A 21,122-nucleotide genomic window follows, 5' to 3' on the forward strand; every position below is an offset into this window, starting at 1 on the left:
GAGGGTATGACTAACCCACCCGGCCCGTCCGGCTCATCCGGAGCGGAAGCACAAACCGCCTGCGGTGCAAGCGATCTGGCAGCCTCGCGGCGCCGGCTGCTGGCGGAGGGCCGCGAGCTTGGTCCCGCAGAGCTGCGCAAGGCGTGGCTGGAGCTGCATGAATCCTGGTTGGCGGCCAAGGCGGACGAGATCGGCATCACCGACGACAGCGGTTTCGCCATCGTCGGGGTGGGTGGGTTGGGGCGCCGCGAACTGCTGCCCTATTCCGATCTCGACCTGATGTTGTTGCACGACAACAAATCCGACGAGGTGCTGCAACGAGTCGCCGATGGTCTGTGGTATCCGTTGTGGGACGCCAACGTTCGGCTCGACCACAGCGTGCGGACCGTCTCGGGGGCCCTGAGCGTCGCCAACAACGACCTGGTGGCCGCGTTGGGCATGCTCGACGCGCGCCACATCGCCGGGGACGAGCGGCTGTCGGCGGAATTGATCGCCGGGGCGCGACGCCAGTGGCGCAGCGCGATTCGATCCCGCATGGACGAACTAGTCGCGATGACATACGAACGCTGGCAACGATGTTGGCGCATCGCGCAGCGGGCCGAGCCGGACCTCAAGTCGGGCCGTGGTGGCCTGCGCGATGTCCAACTTCTCGACGCGCTGGGCGTCGCCCAGCTCATCGACCGCCGCGGTATGGGCCATCCCGACGCGCCGGGGGGCTCGCTGGACGCGGCGTACCTGACGATGCTCGACGTGCGCACCGAACTGCACCTGGTATCCGGGCGCGGACGCGACCAACTGCTGGCCCAGTTCGCCGACGAAGTGAGCGCCGCGTTGGGCGTCGGGGATCGATTTGCGTTGTCGCGCTTGCTGTCCAGCGCCAGCCGCACCATCGCCTACCACGCCGAGACCGGCCTGCGGACCGCGCAGAACGCGCTGCCCCGCCGCGGGCTGACGGCGCTGGTGCGGCGCCCCAGGCGGCGACCGCTGGACGAGGGCGTGGTCGAATACGACGGCGAGGTGGTGCTCGCCCGCGATGCCCAACCCGGAAGCGACCCCGGGCTCGTCCTGCGGGTCGCGGCCGCTTCGGCGGGCACCGGCCTGCCCATCGGCGCAGGCACGCTCAAACGGCTGGCCGACAGCGCTCCGGACCTGCCCTTGCCATGGCCGCGGGAGGCGCTGGACGACCTGCTGGTGGTGCTTTTGGCCGGGCCCACGGCGATCGACACGATCGAGTCGCTGGACCGCACCGGGCTGTGGGGCCGCCTCTTCCCGGAGTGGGACGCGGTGCGCGATCTGCCGCCGCGCGACGTCTCGCACAAGTGGACCGTCGACCGGCACATCGTCGAAACCGCCGTCAACGCCGCGCCGCTCACCACCCGCGTGGCGCGCTCGGACCTGCTCGCGCTCGGCGCGCTGCTGCACGACATCGGCAAGGGGCGCGGCACCGACCACTGCGTGCTCGGCGCGGAACTGGCGATCCCGATCGCCAAGCGGCTGGGCCTCTCCGCCGAGGACACCGCCACGCTCGCGGGCATGGTCCGCCACCATCTCCTGCTGCCGGTGACGGCCACCCGAAGCGACCTCAACGACCCCCAGATCATCGAGGCGGTGGCCGCCGCCCTACAGGGGGACCCGCACCTGCTCGAACTCCTGCAGGCGCTGGCGGAGGCCGACTCCAAGGCCACCGGGCCCGGGGTATGGAGCGACTGGAAGGCGTCCCTGATCGAGGACTTGGTCCGCCGCTGCCGGTTGGTGATGGCGGGCGAGCGGCTTCCCGAGGCGGAACCGATTGCGCCGCATTACCTTTCGCTGGCGGCCGACCGCGGTGTGCATGTTGAGATCAAGCCCAACGATCGCGAGCGCCTGACCGCGGTGATGATCGCGCCCAATCAGCGGGCGCTGGTCTCCAAGGCCGCGGCGGTGCTGGCATTGAACTCGCTGCGAATCCATTCGGCCCTGGCCAACGTTCACGACGGCGTCGCGATCGTCGAGTTCGTCGTGTCCCCGCTGTTCGGCTCGCCGCCCGAATCGGGCTTGCTGCGTCAACAATTCAACGGAGCGCTGGCCGGTGACCTCGACATCCTCAGCACGCTGGAGAAGCGTGACAGCGACGCGATCAGCGCCGCGACCGCGCGGGCCGGCGAGATTCAGGCCGGGGTGCCCGTCACCCGGTCGACCGCCCCGCCGCGCATCCTGTGGCTCGACGCGGCGACCGCCGGCCAGTTGATCTTCGAAGTCCGCGCCATGGACCGGCTGGGGCTGCTGGCGTTGCTGACCCGCGCGCTGGAACAGGCGGGGGCCGACATCGTCTGGGCCAAGGTCAACACGTTCGGTTCGACGGCCGCGGACGTCTTCTGCGTGTCGGTGCCCGCCGACGCCGAGCGCGACGCGCGAGCCGCGATCGAGGAGCATCTGCTCGCCGTGTTGGGCGGCCCCGCGGTGGAAGTGCTCCAAGAGCCGGTCGGCGACTAAGGCGTACTCAGGCGTCAGGAGTGCTCGGCGTTGAGGCGCCGCAGGGCCTCGATGCGGGCCTGGATCTGCTCGCGGGTCGCTGCGGCGATCGGCGGCCCCCCGCAACGACGGCGAAGTTCGCTGTGAATCCAGCCGTGCGGCTTGCCCGTTCGGTGGTGGGTGGCCGACACGAGGGAGTTCAGCTCGCGGCGCAGGTCGCGCAGCTGGCCGTGCAACGTGGGCCCCGCGGACACCGCGGCCGGCGTGCCCTGCGCGGCCCGCCGCTGCAGCTGCTCGTCCTGGCGGCGGTGCAGCAGCGCCCGCATCTGCTCGGCGTCGAGCAGGCCAGGGATGCCGAGGTAGTCGGCCTCCTCGTCGCTGCCGGCCGGGGCGGCGGTGCCGAACGACGACCCGTCGAAGATCACCTGGTCCAGCTCCGCGTCGGCGCCCAATGAGGTGAAGCCGGTGTCGGTCTCGGTCTTCTCGGTCTGCGTTCTGATGGCCGGGTCACCGTCGAGGGGGTCCTCGTCCGGGCGATGCGGTTCGCCGAGCACGTGGTTGCGCTGGGCCTCCAGCTCGCTGGCGAGTTGCAGCAGGTTGGGCACCGACGGCAGGAAGATGCTCGCGGTCTCACCGACGCGGCGCGAGCGCACGAACCGGCCGATGGCCTGTGCGAAGAACAGGGGCGTCGACGCGCTGGTGGCGTAGATCCCGACCGAGAGTCGCGGCACGTCGACGCCCTCGGAAACCATGCGCACCGCGACCAGCCACCGGCTGGTGCCGGCGGCGAATTCGCTGATACGGGCCGACGATCCGGGGTCGTCGGACAGCACCACCGTCGGCGCCTCCGAGGTCAGCTTCGTCAGCAGGGCGGCGTAGGCGCGGGCCGCCGTGCGGTCGGAGGCGATGATCATGCCGCCGGCGTCGGGCACGTGCTCGCGCTTCTGGCGCAGCCGTTGGTCGGCGGCCGCGATCACCGCGGGCATCCATTCACCGGCGGGGTCGAGCGCCGTGCGCCAGGCCCGGGCCGTGTGTTCGGCGGTCAGCGGCTCGCCCAGCCGGGCGGCGTGCTCCTCGCCGGCGCTGTCCCGCCAGCGCGCCTCCCCGGAGTAGGCCAAGAACACCACCGGCCGGACCACCCCGTCGGCCAGCGCCTCGGCATAGCCGTAGGTGTGGTCGGCCCGCGAACGCCGCACTCCGTCGGCGCCGGATTCGTAGGCGACGAACGGGATGGGGCTGTCGTCGCTGCGAAAGGGCGTGCCGGTCAGGGCGAGCCGGCGGGTCGCGTCGCCGAAGGCCTCGCGGATGGCGTCACCCCACGTCTTGGCGTCGCCGCCATGGTGGATCTCGTCGAAGACGACCAGCGTCTTGCGCTGCTCGGTGCGCACCCGGTGCAGCGTGGGGTGGGCGGCAACCTGCGCGTAGGTGACCATCACGCCGTGGTATTCGCCCGACATCTGGGCGTTGGAGTTGGAGAACTTGGGGTCCAGGGCGATGCCGTGCCGCGCCGCGGCCTGCGCCCACTGCACCTTCAGGTGCTCGGTGGGCACCACGACGGTGATCTGCTCGACGGCGCGCTGGCCCAGCAGTTCGGCCGCCACCCGCAACGCGAACGTCGTCTTCCCGGATCCCGGGGTCGCCACGGCCAGGAAATCGCGCGGCTGGCCGGTCAGGTATTTGACCAGCGCCCTGCGCTGCCATCCGCGCAGCGCCCGGCCGCCGCTGTCGTCGACGGAAGTCTCCGTGCGAGCGACCGGTTGCACGGACATTTCCCCCCGGGTGGTTGTAGTTTTCGATGTGGCCAGCCAGATTAGGCGATGGCTGTGAAATCTAGCACGCCAACGCTTTTCGGCGCAGTAACGACTCGAGCGCGGCTACCGCGCCCGGCTCGCCAGGTCGCGCGCCGACAACCATGCATGGATGCGTTCGGCGACGTCAGCCCAGCCGGGCTCGAGCATCATGTTGTGCCCCATCGAGAAGAAATGCGGCTCGGTCCGGTAGGCGCGCGCGGTGGCGCGTACTTCGCCGATGCTCACGAACCCGTCGTGCTCGGCGCCCAGGACCAGGATCGGGGTGGTCACCCGCCGGGTTCGGACGCGGCGGAGCACCGGGTCGGTCATGGCCGCGCGGACGCTCTCGGCCCCGGCGCGTTGCCTGCAGGATTCGACGATGTCCTCGGGCGTGTCGGCGCAGAACAGGTACTCGCGGGCCAGCGCCGGGGTCGCCAGGAATTTCAGTAGCGTGGGGTCGCTCCACGCTTCCATGGTCATCGACGGCCGGCGACGCCAGACCCGCAACGCCAAGGTGAGCACGCCCTTCGGCGGCACAGAGCCCACCAGCACCGCCGCCGGCGCGTTGTGCTCTTCGAGGTAGCGCTGGATGACGAAGCCGCCCAGCGAATGGCCGATGAGCACTGGCCAACCGCCCAATTCGTCGGCCACCGAACGGACGTCCTCGATGTAGTCGGCGATGGAAACCTTGTGCAGCGGCTTCGCGGTCGGGCTGCCCCCGTGCCCGCGCAGGCTCACCGCAACCGCGCGATAGCCCGCGTCGGCGAAGAAGTCCAGGAAATGTTCCCAGCACCATGCGCCGTGCCAGCCGCCGTGCACGAAGAGCAGCGGCACCGGGTGGTCTCGGGTGCAGGATCCTTTGTCGATCACCTCGAGCATCCGACCATTCAATAGCGCGATCGCCTGCACCGGTGCCGGTTCGCGAGACATAAACCATTGCGACCGGCCTCGGCGTGTCGTCACAGCCGGTTATGTGTCGCGGTCGATGGGCGGCGGCGGGGCCGCCAACCCGTACAACCACTAGGCTGGCGGGGTGTTTGAATCGCTGTCCGACCGGTTGACCGGTGCACTTCAGGGACTACGCGGCAAGGGTCGACTGACCGATGCCGACATCGAGGCCACCACCCGCGAGATCCGGCTGGCGCTGCTGGAAGCCGACGTGTCGCTGCCCGTGGTGCGGGCGTTCGTCACCCGGATCAAGGACCGCGCCAGGGGCGCTGAGGTCTCGGGTGCGCTCAACCCGGCGCAGCAGGTCGTCAAAATCGTCAACGAAGAGCTCATCGGCATCCTGGGCGGCGAGACCCGCCAGCTGGCCTTCGCCAAGACACCGCCGACCGTGGTGATGCTCGCCGGTCTGCAGGGTTCCGGTAAGACCTCGCTGGCCGGCAAGCTGGCCGCCTGGCTGCGCGGCCAGGGGCACACCCCGCTGCTGGTGGCCTGCGACCTGCAGCGGCCGGCCGCCGTGAACCAGCTGCAAGTCGTCGGTGAGCGCGCCGGGGTCCCGGTGTTCGCGCCCCACCCGGGCGAGTCCCCCGAATCGGGTCCCGGCGACCCGGTCGCCGTGGCCGCCGCCGGGCTCGCCGAAGCCCGCGCGAAGCACCACGACGTCGTCATCGTCGACACCGCCGGGCGCCTGGGCATCGACGAGGAGCTGATGGCCCAGGCCGCGGCCATCCGCGACGCCGTCAACCCCGACGAGGTCCTGTTCGTGCTCGACGCGATGATCGGGCAGGACGCCGTCACCACCGCCGAGGCGTTCCGCGAGGGCGTCGGCTTCACCGGCGTCGTGCTGACCAAGCTCGACGGCGACGCCCGCGGTGGCGCCGCGTTGTCGGTCCGCGAGGTGACCGGCGTCCCAATCCTTTTCGCCTCCACCGGAGAAAAACTGGAGGACTTCGACGTCTTCCACCCGGACCGGATGGCCAGCCGCATCCTGGGCATGGGCGACGTGCTGAGCCTGATCGAACAGGCCGAGCAGGTCTTCGACGCCGAGCAGGCCGAGGCCGCCGCCGCCAAGATCGGCACCGGCGAGCTGACACTCGAGGACTTCCTGGAGCAGATGCTCGCCATCCGCAAGATGGGCCCGATCGGCAACCTGCTGGGCATGCTGCCCGGGGCCGGGCAGATGAAAGACGCGCTGGCCCAGGTCGACGACAAGCAACTCGACCGCCTGCAGGCCATCATCCGCGGCATGACGCCCGAGGAGCGGGCCGACCCGAAGATCATCAACGCCTCGCGGCGGCTGCGCATCGCCAACGGGTCCGGCGTCTCGGTGTCCGACGTCAACCAGCTGGTCGACCGCTTCTTCGAGGCCCGCAAGATGATGTCGTCGATGCTCGGCGGCATGGGCATCCCCGGCATGGGCCGCAAGTCCGCGACCCGAAAGGCCAAGGGCGCGAAGGGCAAGAAGGGCAAGAAGGGCGGACGCGGTCCCACTCCGCCCAAGGTCCGCAACCCGCTCGGCGCCGGGATGCCCGGCATGCCCGCCGGGTTCCCCGACCTGTCGCACCTGCCCGAGGGCCTCAACGAGTTGCCGCCCGGGTTGGCCGACTTCGACCTGTCCAAGCTCAAGTTTCCGGGCAAGTCGTGACGATCGCGAGCGCGGCGGAGCCGGGCGAAGCGGGTCGTCACGGTAGAAACTAGCCCGCCGTGCGCATGCACGTGCGAGGTGTCGGGCTGCCCGACGAGACGCCGACCGAGCTCTGGATCGTCGACGGCCGGATCAGCGCCGAACCGGTCGCCGGCGCCGACACCGTCTTCGACGGCGGCTGGATCCTGCCCGGCCTGGTCGACGCGCACTGCCACGTCGGCCTCGGTGAGCACGGCGAGATCCCGCTCGACGACGCGATCGCCCAAGCCGAAATCGAACGCGACGTCGGTGCGCTGCTGTTGCGAGACTGCGGCTCACCCACCGACACCCGCAGCCTCGACGACCACGACGACCTGCCCCGCATCATCCGGGCCGGGAAACATCTGGCCAGGCCCAAGCGCTACGCGGCCGGCTTCTCGCGCGAACTGGAAGACGAGTCGCAGCTGCCCGAGGCGGTCGCGCAAGAGGCGCGCCGCGGGGACGGCTGGATCAAGCTGGTCGGCGACTGGATCGATCGCAGCGTCGGCGACCTCGCCCCGCTGTGGTCCGACGACGTGCTCAAGGCCGCGATCGAGACGGCGCACGCCCACGGCGCCCGTGTCACGGCGCACGTCTTCAGCGAGGACGCGCTGCCCGGCCTGATCAACGCCGGCATCGACTGCATCGAGCACGGCACCGGCCTGACCGACGACACCATCGAGCTGATGGTCGAGCGCGGCACCGTCCTGGTTCCCACGCTGGTCAACATCGTCGAGAATTTTCCCGGCATCGCGAACGCCGCCGCCGCGAAGTACCCGACCTACGCCGCCCACATGCGCGACCTGCATGCCCGCGGCCCGGGGCGGCTCGCCGCGGCCCGCGACGCCGGCGTGCCGATCTACGCAGGCAGTGACGCGGGCACCATGGTCGCGCCCGGGCGCATCGCCGACGAGGTCGAGGCGCTCAAGGGCATCGGGATGAGCCCGACCCAGGCCCTGGGCTCGGCGTGCTGGGAAGCCCGCCGGTGGCTGGGACGCCCCGGCCTCGATCACGGCGCGTCCGCGGACCTGCTGTGCTATTCCGACGACCCGCGATCGGGCGCTGACGTGCTGCGCCGGCCCGACTTGGTGATCCTGCGCGGCAAGGTTTTCCCCCCTTCGGCGTAACCCCCGCGCGGCCGCGAGGACTGTGTCCGCGTGGCCTACCGCGGGCCGGATGCCCGTTGCCGAGTTCGCGTCGGCCCTGGTCAGGGGCGCGCCACGCCGAAGCGCAGAAAAGATTGCGAGTACTTGCTATCTATGTTACGGTCTGTTTCACACGACGACTGGAGGCAAAAGTGGCGTACGACGTGATCATTCGCGACGGGCTGTGGTTCGACGGCACCGGCGGTGCACCGCAGACCCGCACGCTGGGCATCCGCGACGGCGTGGTGGCCACGGTGTCGGACGGCCCGATTGACGAGACGGGTTGCCCCGAGGTGATCGACGCGGCGGGCAAGTGGGTGGTGCCCGGCTTCATCGACGTGCACACCCACTACGACGCCGAGGTGTTGCTGGACCCTGGCCTGCGGGAGTCCGTGCGCCACGGCGTCACCACCGTGTTGCTCGGGAACTGCTCGCTGTCCACCGTGTACGCCGACTCCGAGGACGCCGCCGACCTGTTCAGCCGCGTGGAGGCCGTGCCCCGCGAATACGTCTACGGCGCTTTGGAGAACAAGACCTGGTCCTCGGCGGCGGAATACATCAAGGCGATCGACGACCTGCCGCTCGGCCCGAATATCGGCTCGCTGCTTGGCCATTCGGACCTGCGGGCCGCGGTGATGGGCCTCGGCCGGGCCACCGACGCCGCCGTGCGGCCCACCGACGCCGAAGTCGAGCGGATGGCAAGCCTGCTCGACGAGGCGCTCGACGCCGGGGTGCTCGGCATGTCGGGCATGGACGCGGCCATCGACAAGCTCGACGGTGAACGCTTCCGGTCGCGGGCGCTGCCGTCCACCTTCGCGACCTGGCGCGAGCGGCGCAGGCTGATCAAGGTACTGCGCAAGCGCGGCCGCATCCTGCAGAGCGCCCCCAACGTGGCCAAGCCGGCCACCGGGATGCTCTTCTTCCTCGCCAGCAGCCGGATCTTCAATCGGGGCAAGGGCGTTCGCATGAGCATGTTGGTATCCGCCGACGCCAAGTCGATGCCGCTGTCGGTATACGTCTTCGGCCCGGGGACGCGCCTGCTCAACAAGATCCTTGGCGCCAGCGTCCGTTTCCAGCATCTGCCGGTGCCCTTCGAGCTGTACTCCGACGGGATCGACCTGCCGGTCTTCGAAGAGTTCGGCGCCGGGACGGCCGCGCTGCACCTGCGGGACCAGTTGCAGCGCAACGATTTACTGGCGGACAAGGAATATCGGCGCCAGTTCCGGCGCGAATTCGACCGCATCAAACTCGGCCCATCGCTGTGGCACCGCGACTTCCACGACGCGGTCATCGTCGAGTGCCCCGACAAATCGTTGATAGGCAAGAGCTTTGGCGCCATCGCCGACGAGCGCAAGCTGCACCCGCTCGACGCATTCCTCGACGTGCTGGTCGAGAACGGCGAACGCAATGTCCGCTGGACCACGATCGTCGCCAACCATCGCCCCAAGCTGCTCGACGCGCTCGCCAAGGAGGGCAGCGTCCACATGGGCTTCTCGGACGCCGGCGCGCACCTGCGCAACATGGCCTTCTACAACTTCCCGCTGAAGCTGCTCAAACGCGCCCGGGACGCCCACCGGGCCGGCGCGCCGTTCATGTCGACCGAACACGCGGTGCATCGCCTGACCGGCGAACTGGGGGAGTGGTTCGGCATCGACGCCGGCACGCTGCGCGAGGGCGACCGTGCGGACTTCGTGGTGATCGACCCGGCCGGCCTGAACGAGGCGGTCGAGGGCTACTACGAGGAGGAGGTGCCCTTCTACGGCGGCTTGCGGCGGATGGTCAACCGCAACGACGACGCCGTCGTCGCGACGGGCGTGGGCGGTGCCGTGGTCTTCCGCGCGGGCCGGTTCCGCGAGGGCTACGGCCAGACCGTGAAGTCGGGCCGCTACTTGCGTGCGGGCCAGCGTCACCGGGGCCAGAGCCCCGCGAAAATCGGGGCCTGACGTGGCCAGAACCCAACAGCAGCGTCGTGAGGAGACGGTGGGCCGGCTTCTCGACGCCTGCATCGACACCATCATCGAGGTCGGGTACGCCCGGGCGTCGGCCGCCGTGATCACCAAGCGGGCGGGGGTGTCCGTGGGTGCCCTGTTCCGGCACTTCGAGACGATGGGCGATTTGATGGCGGCCACCGCGTCCGAGATGTTGCGCCGTCAGCTCGAGACGTTCACCAAACGGGTCGCCGAGATACCGCCCGATCGGCCGGCGCTCGAAGCCGCGCTGGCGATCCTGCGCGACGTCACGGCCGCCCCCAGCAACGCGGTGCTCTACGAGCTGCTGGTCGCCGCGCGGACCGACGAAAAGCTCAGGGACACTTTGCAAAACGAGCTGCGGCAATACTCCACGAAGATTCTGGAGGCGGCCCGCACCCTGCCCGGCGCCGAGAGCTTTCCCGAGGAGACGTTCCCGGTTCTGGTGGCGGTGCTGACCAACGTGTTCGACGGGGCCGCCGTGGTGGAGGGGGTGCTGCCGCAGCCGCAGATCGCCGAGCAACGGATCCCGATGCTGATGACGCTGCTGTCCGCGGCGGCGCCGGGCGCGGACCTATAGCGAGCCGATGCCGGACTCCGGGTTGAGCGCGAATCCCCAGTCGAACAGCGTCGCGGCCTGGTCCCAGTAGCTCGGGCCGCCGGCTTTCACCAGGCCGTACATCATGGCTATGACCAGCCGCCGGCCACCGCGCGCCGCCGCGCCGACGAAGGTCTTGCGCGCGGCGTCGGTGAACCCGGTCTTGCCGCCGATCGCGCCGGGGTAGCGCTGCAACAGCTCGTCCTGGTTGACGATCGGCTGATCCCCGTGATCGCCGGGGAACATCGCGGACGGCTCGGCGGTGATCTGTGCGAACACCGGATTGGCCATCGCGGCGCGGAAGATGACGGCCAGGTCGTGCGCCGTCGAGGACCCGGATCCGCCTGGCCCGTCGAGGCCGGACGGCGTCGCGGCGTGGGTGCTGGTTGCGCCGAGGGAGGCCGCCTTGGCGTTCATCTTGGCGACCGTGGCGTCGGGTCCGCCCAGCATGTGCGCCAGCGTGTTGGCCGCGTCGTTGCCCGAGACGAGCAGCAGGCCGTCCAGGAGCTGGCGCGCGGTGTAGAGGTGGCCCGGTTTGACGCCGACGCAGTTGCACTCCACCTGGGTGTCGGCGGTATCGGCGACCACGGTGGAATCCAGGCTCACCTGGTCCAAGGTCACCAACGCCAACAGCACCTTGATGGTGCTCGCCGGCGGGTGGGCCACATTCTGGTCGCGGCCGGCAAGCACCTGACCGCTGTCCAGGTCGGCGACGATCCAGGTCTGGGCCGGGCCGTCCGGTATCGGCATCGAGCCGACCGGCTGCATGCTGTCTGCCCAGGACGTGGGGACGGTGGCATTGCACGCCCCGACCGTCAGCAGGGCCGCTGCTGCGGCCATGACCTTGCGCATGGGCCGAAAGTCTAACTTCCTGGCCTTTTCGGCGACGATTTTCGTCTACTGTCCGATGCATGTTGAGCCTGGCCGAGATTTCCGACCGCTTAGAGATCCAGCAGCTGCTGGTGGACTACTCCACCGCGATCGACAACCGTCGCTTCGACGACCTGGACAGGGTCTTCACCGAAGACGCGTACATCGACTACACCGCCCTCGGCGGCATCGAGGGCCGCTATCCCGAGGTCAAGAAGTGGCTGTCGGAGGTGCTGCCGAACTTCCCGGTGTACGCGCACATGCTGGGCAACTTCTCGGTGCAAATCGACGGCGACAAGGCTTCGTCGCGGGTGATCTGTTTCAACCCGATGGTGCTCGGGGGTGACAAGGATCAGGTGCTGTTCTGCGGGCTCTGGTACGACGACGAGTTCGTCCGCACGCCCGAAGGCTGGCGGATGACCCGGCGGGCCGAGTCCAAGGTGTTCCAGAAGGTCATGTAGACGCGGCAAGATTGAGCCGGCTCAGCCATTTCGCTACGGGAGGCACCATGAGGCGCAGCATCGACGGCTGAACTGGGCACACGATCATGAAACGATCCTTTTTAGTAGGGCTGGCGGCGGGACTGCTGGGCGGAGCTTCGATCGTCTTGGCGCCGCCCGCCGGCGCCGGCTGCCTGTATGGCGGGTTGTCCGTCAGTAGGTGTGACGGACCGGTTGATCCGGACGGCAACTGGCAACGCTGCGTGGTGTTCTACTCCGCCTATGGTGGGTCGGGTTCCCGCGGCGCCACACGCTGCGACATGATGGGTCCTGACCTGCATCCATGGGGTTTCGAATTCAGTAACCCACCCACGCACATCGACGACTGAGCGCAAATTTCTGCTTGGGCACGGCTGTCTGGCACAATGGGCGGCTGTCCGCGGCGCGATCACGATCGCGTTCCGGTCATCACACTCGAGGCAAAACCGGACCCGGGCATCCCGCCCCGGTTGCTGAATTGCAGCGTGACAAACACAGGAGAACTCGCTTAACCATGGCTGTGAAGATCAAGCTCACCCGGCTTGGCAAGATCCGCAATCCCCAGTACCGCATCGCCGTCGCCGATGCACGGACGCGGCGCGACGGTCGCTCCATCGAGGTCATCGGTCGCTACCACCCGAAGGAAGACCCGAGCCTCATCGAGATCAACTCCGAGCGCGCCCAGTACTGGCTGTCCGTGGGCGCTCAGCCCACCGAGCCCGTCCTCAAGCTGTTGAAGATCACCGGCGACTGGCAGAAGTTCAAGGGTCTGCCGGGCGCCGAGGGCCGGTTGAAGGTGGCCCCGCCCAAGCCGAGCAAGCTCGAGCTGTTCAACGCAGCGCTGGCCGAGGCCGAGGGCGGCCCGACCACCGAGGCCGCGAAGCCGAAGAAGAAGGCGCCGGCGAAGAAGGCGGCGAAGGCCGCCGAGCCGGAGGCCGCCGCGCCCGAGGCCGCCGCGCCGGAGGCTCCTGCTGAAGCCGCGCCGGCCGAGACGGCCGCCGAGGGCGGCGAGCAGGCCGAGTCGAGCGCAGAAAGCTGACGCGGCGATGAGCACGGTCGTCGTTGACGCGGTCGAGCACCTGGTTCGCGGGATCGTCGACAACCCCGACGACGTCCGGGTGGACATGGTGACCAGCCGCCGCGGGCGAACTGTCGAGGTCCACGTCCATCCCGACGACCTGGGCAAGGTGATCGGTCGTGGCGGCCGCACCGCGACCGCCCTGCGCACGCTGGTCGCCGGTATCGGTGGCCGCGGCATCCGCGTCGACGTGGTGGACACCGACCAGTAGCCGCTCATGGAACTCCGTTGGAGTTGACCGTCGGGCGCGTCGCGAAAGCGCACGGCATCGGCGGCGAGGTCGTCGTCGAGATCCGCACCGACGACCCCGGCTCGCGCTTCGCGCCCGGTAATACCTTGCGCGGCAGGTCATCCCGCGGTGGCGGCGGTGAACGCGACTTCGTCGTCGAGAGTGTGCGTGAGCACGGTGGGCGGCTGCTGTTGCGTTTGGCCGGGGTGACCGACCGGGACTCCGCCGACGCGCTGCGGGGAACCCTGTTCGTCGTCGACTCCGATGACCTGCCGCCCATCGACGAGCCGGACACCTACTACGACCACCAGCTCGAGGGCCTGCACGTCCGGACCGTGACCGGACAGGACGTCGGTGTCGTCGCCGAGGTGCTGCACACCGCCGGCGGCGAGCTGTTGGCGGTGCGCCGGGGCGACGGCGGGGAAGTGTTGGTGCCGTTCGTCGGCGCGATCGTCACGTCGGTGTCACTCGACGACGGTGCCGTGGAGATCGATCCACCCGAGGGCCTACTGGATCTGGCATGAGAATCGACGTCGTCACCATCTTTCCCGCCTTCCTCGACCCGCTGCGGCAATCGTTGCCGGGCAAGGCGATTGGTTCGGGCCTGGTCGACCTGCGGGTTCACGACCTGCGGAGGTGGACGCACGACGTGCACCGTTCGGTCGACGACGCGCCCTACGGCGGCGGTCCCGGGATGGTGATGAAGGCGCCGGTGTGGGGCGAAGCTCTGGACGAAATCTGTTCCGAGCGAACCGTTTTGGTCGTTCCGACACCAGCCGGCTCGTTGTTCACGCAGGCCGACGCCCAGCGGTGGAGCGCCGAGGAGCACCTGGTGTTCGCGTGCGGTCGCTACGAGGGTATCGACCAGCGGGTCGTCGAGGATGCCGGCCGACGGATGCGGGTCGAGGAGGTCTCGATCGGCGACTACGTCCTGCCGGGTGGGGAGTCGGCGGCCGTGGTGATGATCGAATCCGTGGTGCGCCTGCTCGACGGAGTGCTCGGTAACCCCGTCTCGCACCTGCAGGATTCGCATTCGCCGGCCCTGGACCGGCTGCTCGAGGGCCCCAGCTACACCCGCCCGCCGAGCTGGCGCGGGCTCGACGTTCCCGAGGTCTTGCTATCCGGCGACCACGCGCGGGTCGAGGCCTGGCGGCGGGAGGTTTCGCTGCAACGCACGCGGGAACGGCGCCCCGAGCTGCTGGACCCCTCCGATTAGAGGCCGCGCCGCAGCGGGTCGATCCGGCCTTCGGGAAATATCGTCTTGACCGCCCGGGTGATGGTCTCGCGGGCGGTGGCGTCGTCGGCGGGCTGCAGGGACTGCACCACCATGATGTAACGACGGTCCGCGCCGATCACGCCGGTCGACAGGTGCATCCAGTCGCTGCCGATGCAGCACATCCAGCCCTGCTTGACCGCCACCGGTTCGGCGTACAACCCCTCCGGGATGCCGAAGCGCTGCGGATAGCCGTCGAGCCCGTTCGGGGTGGACTGGGCCAGGTCGTCGACGATGAGCTTCGCCTTGTCCGGCGGCAGCCCGCCGGACCCGTCCAGCAGCATCTCGTAGTAGCGGACAAGGTCGGTCGTGGTGCTCATGGTGTTCCACCAGCGTCCGTCGCCGGGCGGCGTGGTCGACGCCAGGCCGTAGCGGGCCGCGACCGCGGTGATGATCGCATTCTGGCCGCCCTGGGCCCAGAACCGCTCGGCTGCGCCGTCGTCGGAGGACTGCAACATGATGTCCAACGCCTGGCGGTCGTCGGCGCTCAGCGCGGCCTTGCCCTCGGATTCGTGGAGCAGCAGGTCGTCGGCGATGAACAGTTTGGCCACCGACGCGGTGCCGATGACCTGGCTGTTGCCGGTGGAGACCAGCTGATGCGTCTTGCGATCGAGGATCGCCACCGACAAAGCGGCGCCGCTGGCTGCGGCTTCGTCCGTCGCCTGCTGCACCCGCGCCTGGAGTCCGACGGGCCCCGCGCTGGCCGGCTGCTGCTCCTGCTGCGTTGGCTTGACCGCCTCGAGCATCAGCTGCGCCCTCTGTGGCGGCGGCTGACGCAGGCCGCGGTCGGGGGTGACGTACACCGGGAAGTTGTAGACCTTGGCCTGTACCTTCGCCTCGCAACCGGCGGCCACCACCAACGCCACCGCCGCTGTGGCGGTGAACAAAGTCAGCGGCCGAACGCGCATTCCTCTCCTCCGACTGGCTCGGACGCACCGAAGTGCACAAGCGCGGGCCGCGTCGCGCCACCTGATCCGGCCGTCACGCATGGTCCGGTAGCGCGTTCTGGCCCCAGTCATATGTACCATTCACCAGCGTGTTCGGCTCGCTGTGAACCGCCTCGGAAGCTGTGATTTTCATGGCAAGCGCCCCGTCTGGCACAATTGACCAGTTGTCTCCAGCGGTTGCCGGCCGGCCGGGCCGCTTCCCGCCTGCTGCGAGATACGCGCAAGTTGCCCAAAACCATCGGCTTGGCGACCGCCTCACACCCCAGGTGAGGGCTGTCCCCGCAGGCCGCGACCGCAAGGAAGTGCCTTCTCAAGATGAACCGCCTGGACTTCGTCGACCAAGCGTCGCTGCGCGACGACATCCCGGTTTTCGGCCCGGGCGACACCATCAACGTGCACGTCAAGGTCATCGAGGGCGCCAAGGAGCGCATCCAGGTGTTCAAGGGCGTGGTGATCCGCCGGCAGGGTGGCGGAGTCCGCGAGACGTTCACCGTGCGCAAGGAAAGCTATGGCGTCGGCGTCGAGCGGACCTTCCCGGTGCATTCGCCGAACATCGACCACATCGAGGTGGTGACCCGTGGCGATGTCCGCCGCGCCAAGCTGTACTACCTGCGCGAGCTCCGCGGCAAGAAGGCCAAGATCAAGGAAAAGCGCTGAGCTGGGACGGCCGGGCGGCAGTCCCGGTCGGTTTACAGCGCCACAATCTGCGCTGGCTACTCTGATCTCGTGACCGATCCCACGGACTCATCTGAGCCCCAGTCCGCCCAGTCAGAGCCGAAGGTCTCCACCCGCATCCCGGACCCGCCCGAAGGCGAGGCGCCGAACGCCGCCCAATCGATTCCCGAACCCGCGGACGCGCCCGACCCGGATGCTCCGGAGCGCACCAAGCGATCCGCCCTGCGGGAATTCGCCCTGCTGGCGGTCATTGCGGTGGCGCTCTATTACGTGATGCTGACCTTCGTGGCGCGGCCCTACCTGATCCCGTCGGAGTCGATGGAGCCGACGTTGCACGGCTGCGCCGGCTGCGTCGGCGACCGGATCATGGTCGACAAGGTCACCTATCGCTTCGACCCGCCGCGCCCCGGCGACGTCATCGTCTTCAAGGGGCCGCCGTCGTGGAACCTCGGCTACAAGTCGATCCGGTCCAACAACACCGTGCTGCGCTGGGCGCAGGACGCGCTGTCCTTCATCGGCTTCGTGCCTCCCGACGAGAACGACTTGGTCAAGCGGGTCATCGCGGTCGGCGGGCAGACGGTGCAGTGCCGCGCCGACACCGGGTTGACGGTCGACGGCAAGCCGCTCAAGGAGCCCTACCTGGATCCGGCCACCATGATGGCCGACCCGTCGGTGTACCCGTGCCTGGGCAGCGAGTTCGGGCCGGTCACCGTGCCGCAAGGGCGGCTGTGGGTGATGGGCGACAACCGGACGCACTCGGCGGACTCCCGCGCCCACTGCACCAGCGTTCCGGCCGAGGCGCTCAAGGGCGTGTTGTGCACGGGCGACCCGACGTCGGGGACCGTGCCGGTGTCCAACGTGATCGGCAAGGCGAGGTTCATCGTGTGGCCACCGGGGCGCTGGGGCGGCGTGTCTTCAGTGAACCCGCAACAGCATCAGTAGCCATGGCCACGACGTGGCCGCCGCGGACGGTGATCCGCAAATCGTCGGGATTGCGCACCCTGGAATCCGCCCTGTACCGCAGCGGGTTGGGCCCGGTCGCGGGCGTGGACGAAGTCGGTCGCGGCGCCTGCGCCGGCCCGCTGGTGGTGGCCGCCTGTGTGCTTGGCCCGGGGCGGCTGGAAAGCCTTGCAGCACTTGATGATTCGAAAAAGCTGACCGAGGCCGCGCGGGAGAGGTTGTTCCCGCTGATCCGTCGCTACGCGCTGGCCTACCACGTGGTGTTCATCCCGCCGGCCGAGGTGGACCGGCGCGGCGTGCACGTCGCGAACATCGAGGGCATGCGCCGCGCCGTCGCGGGCCTGGCGGTGCGACCCGGCTACGTGCTGAGCGACGGATTCCGCGTCCCCGGGCTGCCGGTGCCGTCGCTTCCGGTGATCGGGGGCGACGCGGTGGCGGCCTGCATCGCCGCGGCCAGCGTGCTGGCGAAGGTGAGCCGGGACCGGCTGATGGTCGCCATGGACGCCGACCACCCGGGTTACGGCTTCGCCGAGCACAAGGGCTACGGCACGCCGGCGCACAGCGTGGCGCTGACGCAGCTGGGGCCCTGCCCCGAACACCGCCATTCGTTCATCAACGTTCGGCGGGTGGCCATAGGGTCACAAGGGTCGGGTGGCCGCGTGGTGGCCGAATGCAGACCGGACCTCCGCCCGCGCGCGGCGGATATCGGTGAGGAAAGATGGGACCAGGATTCCCTGGGCGGAACGCCGGGGAAGTGTTTCTCCGAGAAGGACGTCTGAACAGATGAGTGCCGAGGATCTCGAAAAGTACGAAACCGAGATGGAGCTCTCGCTATACCGCGAATACAAAGACATCGTCGGACAGTTCAGCTACGTCGTGGAAACCGAGCGGCGGTTCTACCTGGCCAACAGCGTCGAGATGGTGCCGCGCAACGCCGACGGCGAGGTGTATTTCGAACTCCGGCTGTCCGACGCCTGGGTGTGGGACATGTACCGGCCGGCCCGGTTCGTCAAGCAGGTACGGGTGGTGACGTTCAAGGACGTCAACATCGAAGAGGTGGAAAAGCCCGAGCTGCGGCTGCCCGAGTAGCCGGGCCTAGCCTTCTTCCGGGGGCGGCAGCTGGCCGCGCCTCTCGATGACGACCCGCGCCACGTCGGCCAGCTTGATGTTCAGCGACTGGGAATGGCGGCGCAGCAGTTCGAACGCCTGGTCCTCGGTCATGTCGTGCAGCAGCATCAGCATGCCGACCGCCTTGCCGATCTCGCGGTTGCTCAGCAGTCCCCGGCGCAGGCTGCTCGCGTCCTCACCCTTGGCGACCGCGTTGATGGCCACGCTGGCGAACGAGGCGAGCACCGCCGCACGCCCGGCCGCCTCGGAGTCGAACACACCTGCGGTGTCGCTGAAGAGGTTCAGCGCGGCCGCTTTGCGTTTGTCCACCAGCAGCCGAAAACCCATCGCCCCGCGCACCGGGGTCTCCGCCACCAGCACCTTCGCCAGCTTGGGCCACAGCGACGGCGTCCTGAGGTCCGGGTCGATCTGTGGGGTTTCCTCCTCGATCGCGTCGATGCACGGCCCGTCGCCCGAACGCCGTTCCAGCTCGTCGACCTGCTGGGCCAACCGGTCGCTCGCGCCGACGGTGACATAGCTGTCGCCGTCGCGCACCAAGAGGCTGGCGTGATCGCAACCGGGGACGATCAGGGTGGCGGCGACGCAGATGGCCGCGTACATCTGACCGGCGTCCGAGCCCTGGTAGATGATCTCGGCCAGCGCGGCGAAGACGGTCCCGGGGTCGGCCTTCTCCCCGCCGGGCGTCGGTCGGCCTGCGGCCGTCGATTCGTCCCCCATGTGTGCCTCATTCCCTGTGCAATGCACTCTGACCCCGCGTTCGATCGCCGTAGATTATCGGTCTTGCGGGCGCGCCTCACACGCTGTTCGGCGCGATTGCGACGAATTGCACGCGCCCGGCCCGCCGGTGCGCGGACCGCCAGAATCGTTCGCCGACAATACGGGTACCCGCGCGTCCGGCGCTCACGATTTGCGCCACCGGGCGAGATGGTCTGGGTGACGTTTCCCACCCCTGGTTTCGGCGGGCCACCGACGGGAAAAAGCGTTGGGGTGGGAATTACCGTCGCGGTGACCGGGCCGACCGGCGAGATCGGGATGTCGGCGGTGACGGCGCTGGAGCGCGAACCGGCCGTGGACGCCATCATCGGGATGGCCCGCCGCCCGTTCGACCCGTCTTCGCGCGGCTGGCAGAAGACCACCTACCAGCAGGGCGACATCCTGGACCGCGAGGCCGTCGACGCCCTGGTGGCCCAGACCGACGTGGTGATCCACCTGGCCTTCATCATCATGGGATCGCGGGAAGAGAGCGCCCGCATCAACCTGCAGGGCACCCGCAACGTGTTCGAGGCGACGGTCGCCAGCGAGCGGCCCAGGCGCCTGGTGTACACGTCCTCGGTGGCGGCCTATGGATATCACCGCGACAACCCCGACCCGCTGACCGAGGACGTGCCGGCGCGGGGGTCCGAAGAGCACTATTACTCCGAGCAGAAGGCGGCGTGCGAGGCCCTGCTCGGCGAGATCACCAAGGACTCGCCGCTGGAGGTCTTCGTGTTGCGGCCGTGCATCGTCGCCGGCCCCAACGCCACCGCCCTGGCCGATGCGATGCCGTGGAACCAACTGCCCGGCCCGATGCGCGCAGTGGTCAAGGCGGTGCCGATTTTGAAGCCGGTCGTCCCGGACCCGGGCTACCCGCTGCAGCTGGTGCACCACGACGACGTCGCGAGCGCGATCGCGTTGGCGGCCACCACGCCGGCGCCCCCCGGGGCGTACAACATCGCCGGCGACGGTGTCGTCACGGTCGCCGACGTGGCCAGGGCGCTGGGTGGGCGCCCGGTCCGGGTTCCCGCCGTCGCAGCCTCCGCGGCGTCGGCGGCGCTTTCGCGGGTGCCGCTCGTCCCGTCCATGCTGGAATGGCTCCACACCGCGCGCACGTCGATGGTCATGGACACCACGAAGGCGCGCACCCAACTCGGCTGGCGGCCGGTCCACACCTCGGCGGAAACCCTGACCGCGCTGGCCTCGGCGCTATGAGGCCGGGGTAGTTTTGCTGCGTGAGTTCTCAGCGCTCCGCCGCAATACCCGCCGACGGTGAAATCGCCTCGTGCGGCACGTAACTGCGCGCCGGAGGGTGACGCACCTGGCTGCCGGCGAAGCGATCACCCGGCCGGAGACGCTGGTCGTCGAGGAGCCGCTCGAGATCCGGGTGAACGGCGCGGCGGTCACCGTGACCATGCGCACGCCGGGGGCGGATTTCGAATTGGCTCAAGGCTTTCTGCTCACCGAGGGCATCATCGCCGGCCGCGACGACGTGCAGAGCATCCGCTATTGCGGCGGTGCCGTCGACGGCACGAACACCTACAACGTCCTGGACGTGACCTTGGCCGCCGGCGTCGCGGCACCCACCCTCGACGTGACCCGAAACTTCTACACCACCTCCTCGTGCGGAGTGTGCGGCAAGGCGTCGCTGGATGCGGTGCGGGTGATCGGTCGTTTCGCCCCCGGGGCGGATCCGGCGACTGTCGCGGCGGCCACACTTGAAGCGATGCCGGGCCAACTCCGTTCCGCGCAAAAGGTTTTCGACAGCACCGGCGGGCTGCACGCGGCCGCGCTGTTCGGGGTCGACGGGACGATGTTCGCGGTGCGCGAGGACGTCGGCAGGCACAACGCCGTGGACAAGGTCATCGGCTGGGCGCTGGAGCAGCGGCGAGTGCCGCTGGCCGGCTCGGTCCTGCTGGTCAGTGGGCGGGCCTCCTTCGAGTTGACGCAAAAAGCGGTGCTGGCCGGGATTCCGGTGCTGGCCGCCGTGTCGGCGCCGTCGTCGCTGGCCGTGTCGTTGGCCGAGGAGTCGGGCATCACATTGGTCGCCTTCCTGCGCGAGGACTCGATGAACATCTACACCAGGGCCGATCGCATCGGCTAGACGGTGTCGGCCGACTGTGGATGAGCGCGGCACTGGGGATAACCGGCCGCGTGGACGGCTCACACGC

22 protein-coding genes are annotated in these 21,122 nt (G+C 69.2%); 17 read left to right on the top strand and 5 right to left on the bottom strand.

Annotated features, from left to right (window positions below):
* The first annotated feature begins 6 nt into the window (after window positions 1-6).
* Window positions 7-2,472, top strand: a complete 2,466-nt coding sequence (locus tag A5691_RS24730) for a [protein-PII] uridylyltransferase (RefSeq protein WP_082950485.1) — start codon at window positions 7-9, stop codon at window positions 2,470-2,472.
* Between the two features lie 14 nt (window positions 2,473-2,486).
* On the opposite strand, the gene A5691_RS24735 is transcribed toward A5691_RS24730, so the two are convergent.
* Both A5691_RS24735 and A5691_RS24740 read right to left on the bottom strand, forming a co-directional pair.
* Complete coding sequence (locus A5691_RS24735; protein ID WP_067889498.1) at window positions 2,487-4,220, bottom strand: DEAD/DEAH box helicase; 1,734 nt, start codon at window positions 4,218-4,220, stop codon at window positions 2,487-2,489.
* Window positions 4,221-4,325: 105 nt separating this feature from the next.
* Window positions 4,326-5,120: an alpha/beta hydrolase gene (locus A5691_RS24740; RefSeq protein WP_067748180.1), complete on the bottom strand. Its 795-nt coding sequence runs from the start codon at window positions 5,118-5,120 to the stop codon at window positions 4,326-4,328.
* 154 nt (window positions 5,121-5,274) lie between these two features.
* Here A5691_RS24740 and ffh point away from each other — a divergent pair, with 154 nt between their 5' ends.
* The 4 genes from ffh (at window position 5,275) to A5691_RS24760 (ending at window position 10,541) form a co-directional block, all read left to right on the top strand.
* Entirely contained in the window at window positions 5,275-6,831 is a 1,557-nt protein-coding gene (gene ffh, locus A5691_RS24745) for a signal recognition particle protein (protein WP_067748170.1), read from the top strand.
* Between the two features lie 65 nt (window positions 6,832-6,896).
* Entirely contained in the window at window positions 6,897-7,976 is a 1,080-nt protein-coding gene (locus tag A5691_RS24750; RefSeq protein WP_156669883.1) for an amidohydrolase family protein, read from the top strand.
* 158 nt (window positions 7,977-8,134) lie between these two features.
* The gene (locus A5691_RS24755; RefSeq protein ID WP_067748208.1) at window positions 8,135-9,937 is read left to right on the top strand and encodes an amidohydrolase family protein; all 1,803 of its coding nucleotides are present in this window, start codon (window positions 8,135-8,137) and stop codon (window positions 9,935-9,937) included.
* A gap of 1 nt (window position 9,938) precedes the next feature.
* A complete protein-coding gene (locus A5691_RS24760) occupies window positions 9,939-10,541 on the top strand; it encodes a TetR/AcrR family transcriptional regulator (protein ID WP_067748165.1) in 603 nt (200 codons plus the stop codon).
* Here the strand turns inward: A5691_RS24760 and A5691_RS24765 are convergent.
* Entirely contained in the window at window positions 10,536-11,411 is an 876-nt protein-coding gene (locus A5691_RS24765; RefSeq protein WP_067748163.1) for a D-alanyl-D-alanine carboxypeptidase family protein, read from the bottom strand. The two genes, A5691_RS24760 and A5691_RS24765, sit on opposite strands and share 6 nt — an antisense overlap.
* Window positions 11,412-11,470: 59 nt before the next feature.
* Here A5691_RS24765 and A5691_RS24770 point away from each other — a divergent pair, with 59 nt between their 5' ends.
* The 6 genes from A5691_RS24770 to trmD all read left to right on the top strand — a co-directional run bounded on the left by A5691_RS24770 (window position 11,471) and on the right by trmD (window position 14,431).
* Window positions 11,471-11,890 carry a nuclear transport factor 2 family protein gene (locus A5691_RS24770; protein WP_067748161.1) on the top strand — a complete coding sequence of 140 codons (420 nt, stop codon included), beginning with the start codon at window positions 11,471-11,473 and terminating at the stop codon, window positions 11,888-11,890.
* Window positions 11,891-11,976: 86 nt separating this feature from the next.
* The gene (locus A5691_RS27650; protein WP_082950486.1) at window positions 11,977-12,258 is read left to right on the top strand and encodes a hypothetical protein; all 282 of its coding nucleotides are present in this window, start codon (window positions 11,977-11,979) and stop codon (window positions 12,256-12,258) included.
* A 164-nt stretch (window positions 12,259-12,422) separates the two neighbouring features.
* Window positions 12,423-12,947, top strand: coding sequence for a 30S ribosomal protein S16 (rpsP, locus tag A5691_RS24775; protein WP_067748160.1), 525 nt, complete (start codon window positions 12,423-12,425; stop codon window positions 12,945-12,947).
* 7 nt (window positions 12,948-12,954) lie between these two features.
* Window positions 12,955-13,197, top strand: a complete 243-nt coding sequence (locus A5691_RS24780; protein ID WP_003878715.1) for an RNA-binding protein — start codon at window positions 12,955-12,957, stop codon at window positions 13,195-13,197.
* Between the two features lie 17 nt (window positions 13,198-13,214).
* Complete coding sequence (gene rimM / locus A5691_RS24785; protein WP_067748158.1) at window positions 13,215-13,739, top strand: ribosome maturation factor RimM; 525 nt, start codon at window positions 13,215-13,217, stop codon at window positions 13,737-13,739.
* The gene (gene trmD, locus A5691_RS24790; protein ID WP_067748156.1) at window positions 13,736-14,431 is read left to right on the top strand and encodes a tRNA (guanosine(37)-N1)-methyltransferase TrmD; all 696 of its coding nucleotides are present in this window, start codon (window positions 13,736-13,738) and stop codon (window positions 14,429-14,431) included. Before rimM ends, trmD begins: the two co-directional genes overlap by 4 nt.
* On the opposite strand, the gene A5691_RS24795 is transcribed toward trmD, so the two are convergent.
* The gene (locus tag A5691_RS24795) at window positions 14,428-15,396 is read right to left on the bottom strand and encodes a hypothetical protein (RefSeq protein WP_067748154.1); all 969 of its coding nucleotides are present in this window, start codon (window positions 15,394-15,396) and stop codon (window positions 14,428-14,430) included. The genes trmD and A5691_RS24795 overlap by 4 nt on opposite strands.
* A gap of 354 nt (window positions 15,397-15,750) precedes the next feature.
* On the opposite strand from A5691_RS24795, the gene rplS reads away from it, so the two are divergent.
* The 4 genes from rplS (at window position 15,751) to A5691_RS24815 (ending at window position 18,159) form a co-directional block, all read left to right on the top strand.
* Entirely contained in the window at window positions 15,751-16,092 is a 342-nt protein-coding gene (gene rplS, locus A5691_RS24800; RefSeq protein WP_055403251.1) for a 50S ribosomal protein L19, read from the top strand.
* A 69-nt stretch (window positions 16,093-16,161) separates the two neighbouring features.
* A complete protein-coding gene (gene lepB, locus A5691_RS24805) occupies window positions 16,162-17,052 on the top strand; it encodes a signal peptidase I (protein ID WP_067748152.1) in 891 nt (296 codons plus the stop codon).
* 2 nt (window positions 17,053-17,054) lie between these two features.
* Entirely contained in the window at window positions 17,055-17,849 is a 795-nt protein-coding gene (locus A5691_RS24810; RefSeq protein ID WP_067748151.1) for a ribonuclease HII, read from the top strand.
* A gap of 4 nt (window positions 17,850-17,853) precedes the next feature.
* Window positions 17,854-18,159, top strand: coding sequence for a DUF2469 domain-containing protein (locus A5691_RS24815; RefSeq protein ID WP_007171389.1), 306 nt, complete (start codon window positions 17,854-17,856; stop codon window positions 18,157-18,159).
* Window positions 18,160-18,165: 6 nt separating this feature from the next.
* Here the strand turns inward: A5691_RS24815 and A5691_RS24820 are convergent, their stop codons facing one another.
* Window positions 18,166-18,915 carry a GAF and ANTAR domain-containing protein gene (locus A5691_RS24820; RefSeq protein WP_067748149.1) on the bottom strand — a complete coding sequence of 250 codons (750 nt, stop codon included), beginning with the start codon at window positions 18,913-18,915 and terminating at the stop codon, window positions 18,166-18,168.
* Window positions 18,916-19,185: 270 nt separating this feature from the next.
* Between A5691_RS24820 and A5691_RS24825 the strand changes: the two genes are divergently transcribed.
* Together A5691_RS24825 and fdhD are read left to right on the top strand one after the other, a co-directional pair.
* The gene (locus A5691_RS24825) at window positions 19,186-20,166 is read left to right on the top strand and encodes an SDR family oxidoreductase (RefSeq protein ID WP_067748147.1); all 981 of its coding nucleotides are present in this window, start codon (window positions 19,186-19,188) and stop codon (window positions 20,164-20,166) included.
* Between the two features lie 70 nt (window positions 20,167-20,236).
* The gene (gene fdhD, locus A5691_RS24830) at window positions 20,237-21,055 is read left to right on the top strand and encodes a formate dehydrogenase accessory sulfurtransferase FdhD (protein ID WP_067748145.1); all 819 of its coding nucleotides are present in this window, start codon (window positions 20,237-20,239) and stop codon (window positions 21,053-21,055) included.
* The last annotated feature ends 67 nt before the right edge of the window (window positions 21,056-21,122 follow it).

Source organism: Mycobacterium sp. E183 (assembly GCF_001667735.1).
Lineage (GTDB): Bacteria > Actinomycetota > Actinomycetes > Mycobacteriales > Mycobacteriaceae > Mycobacterium.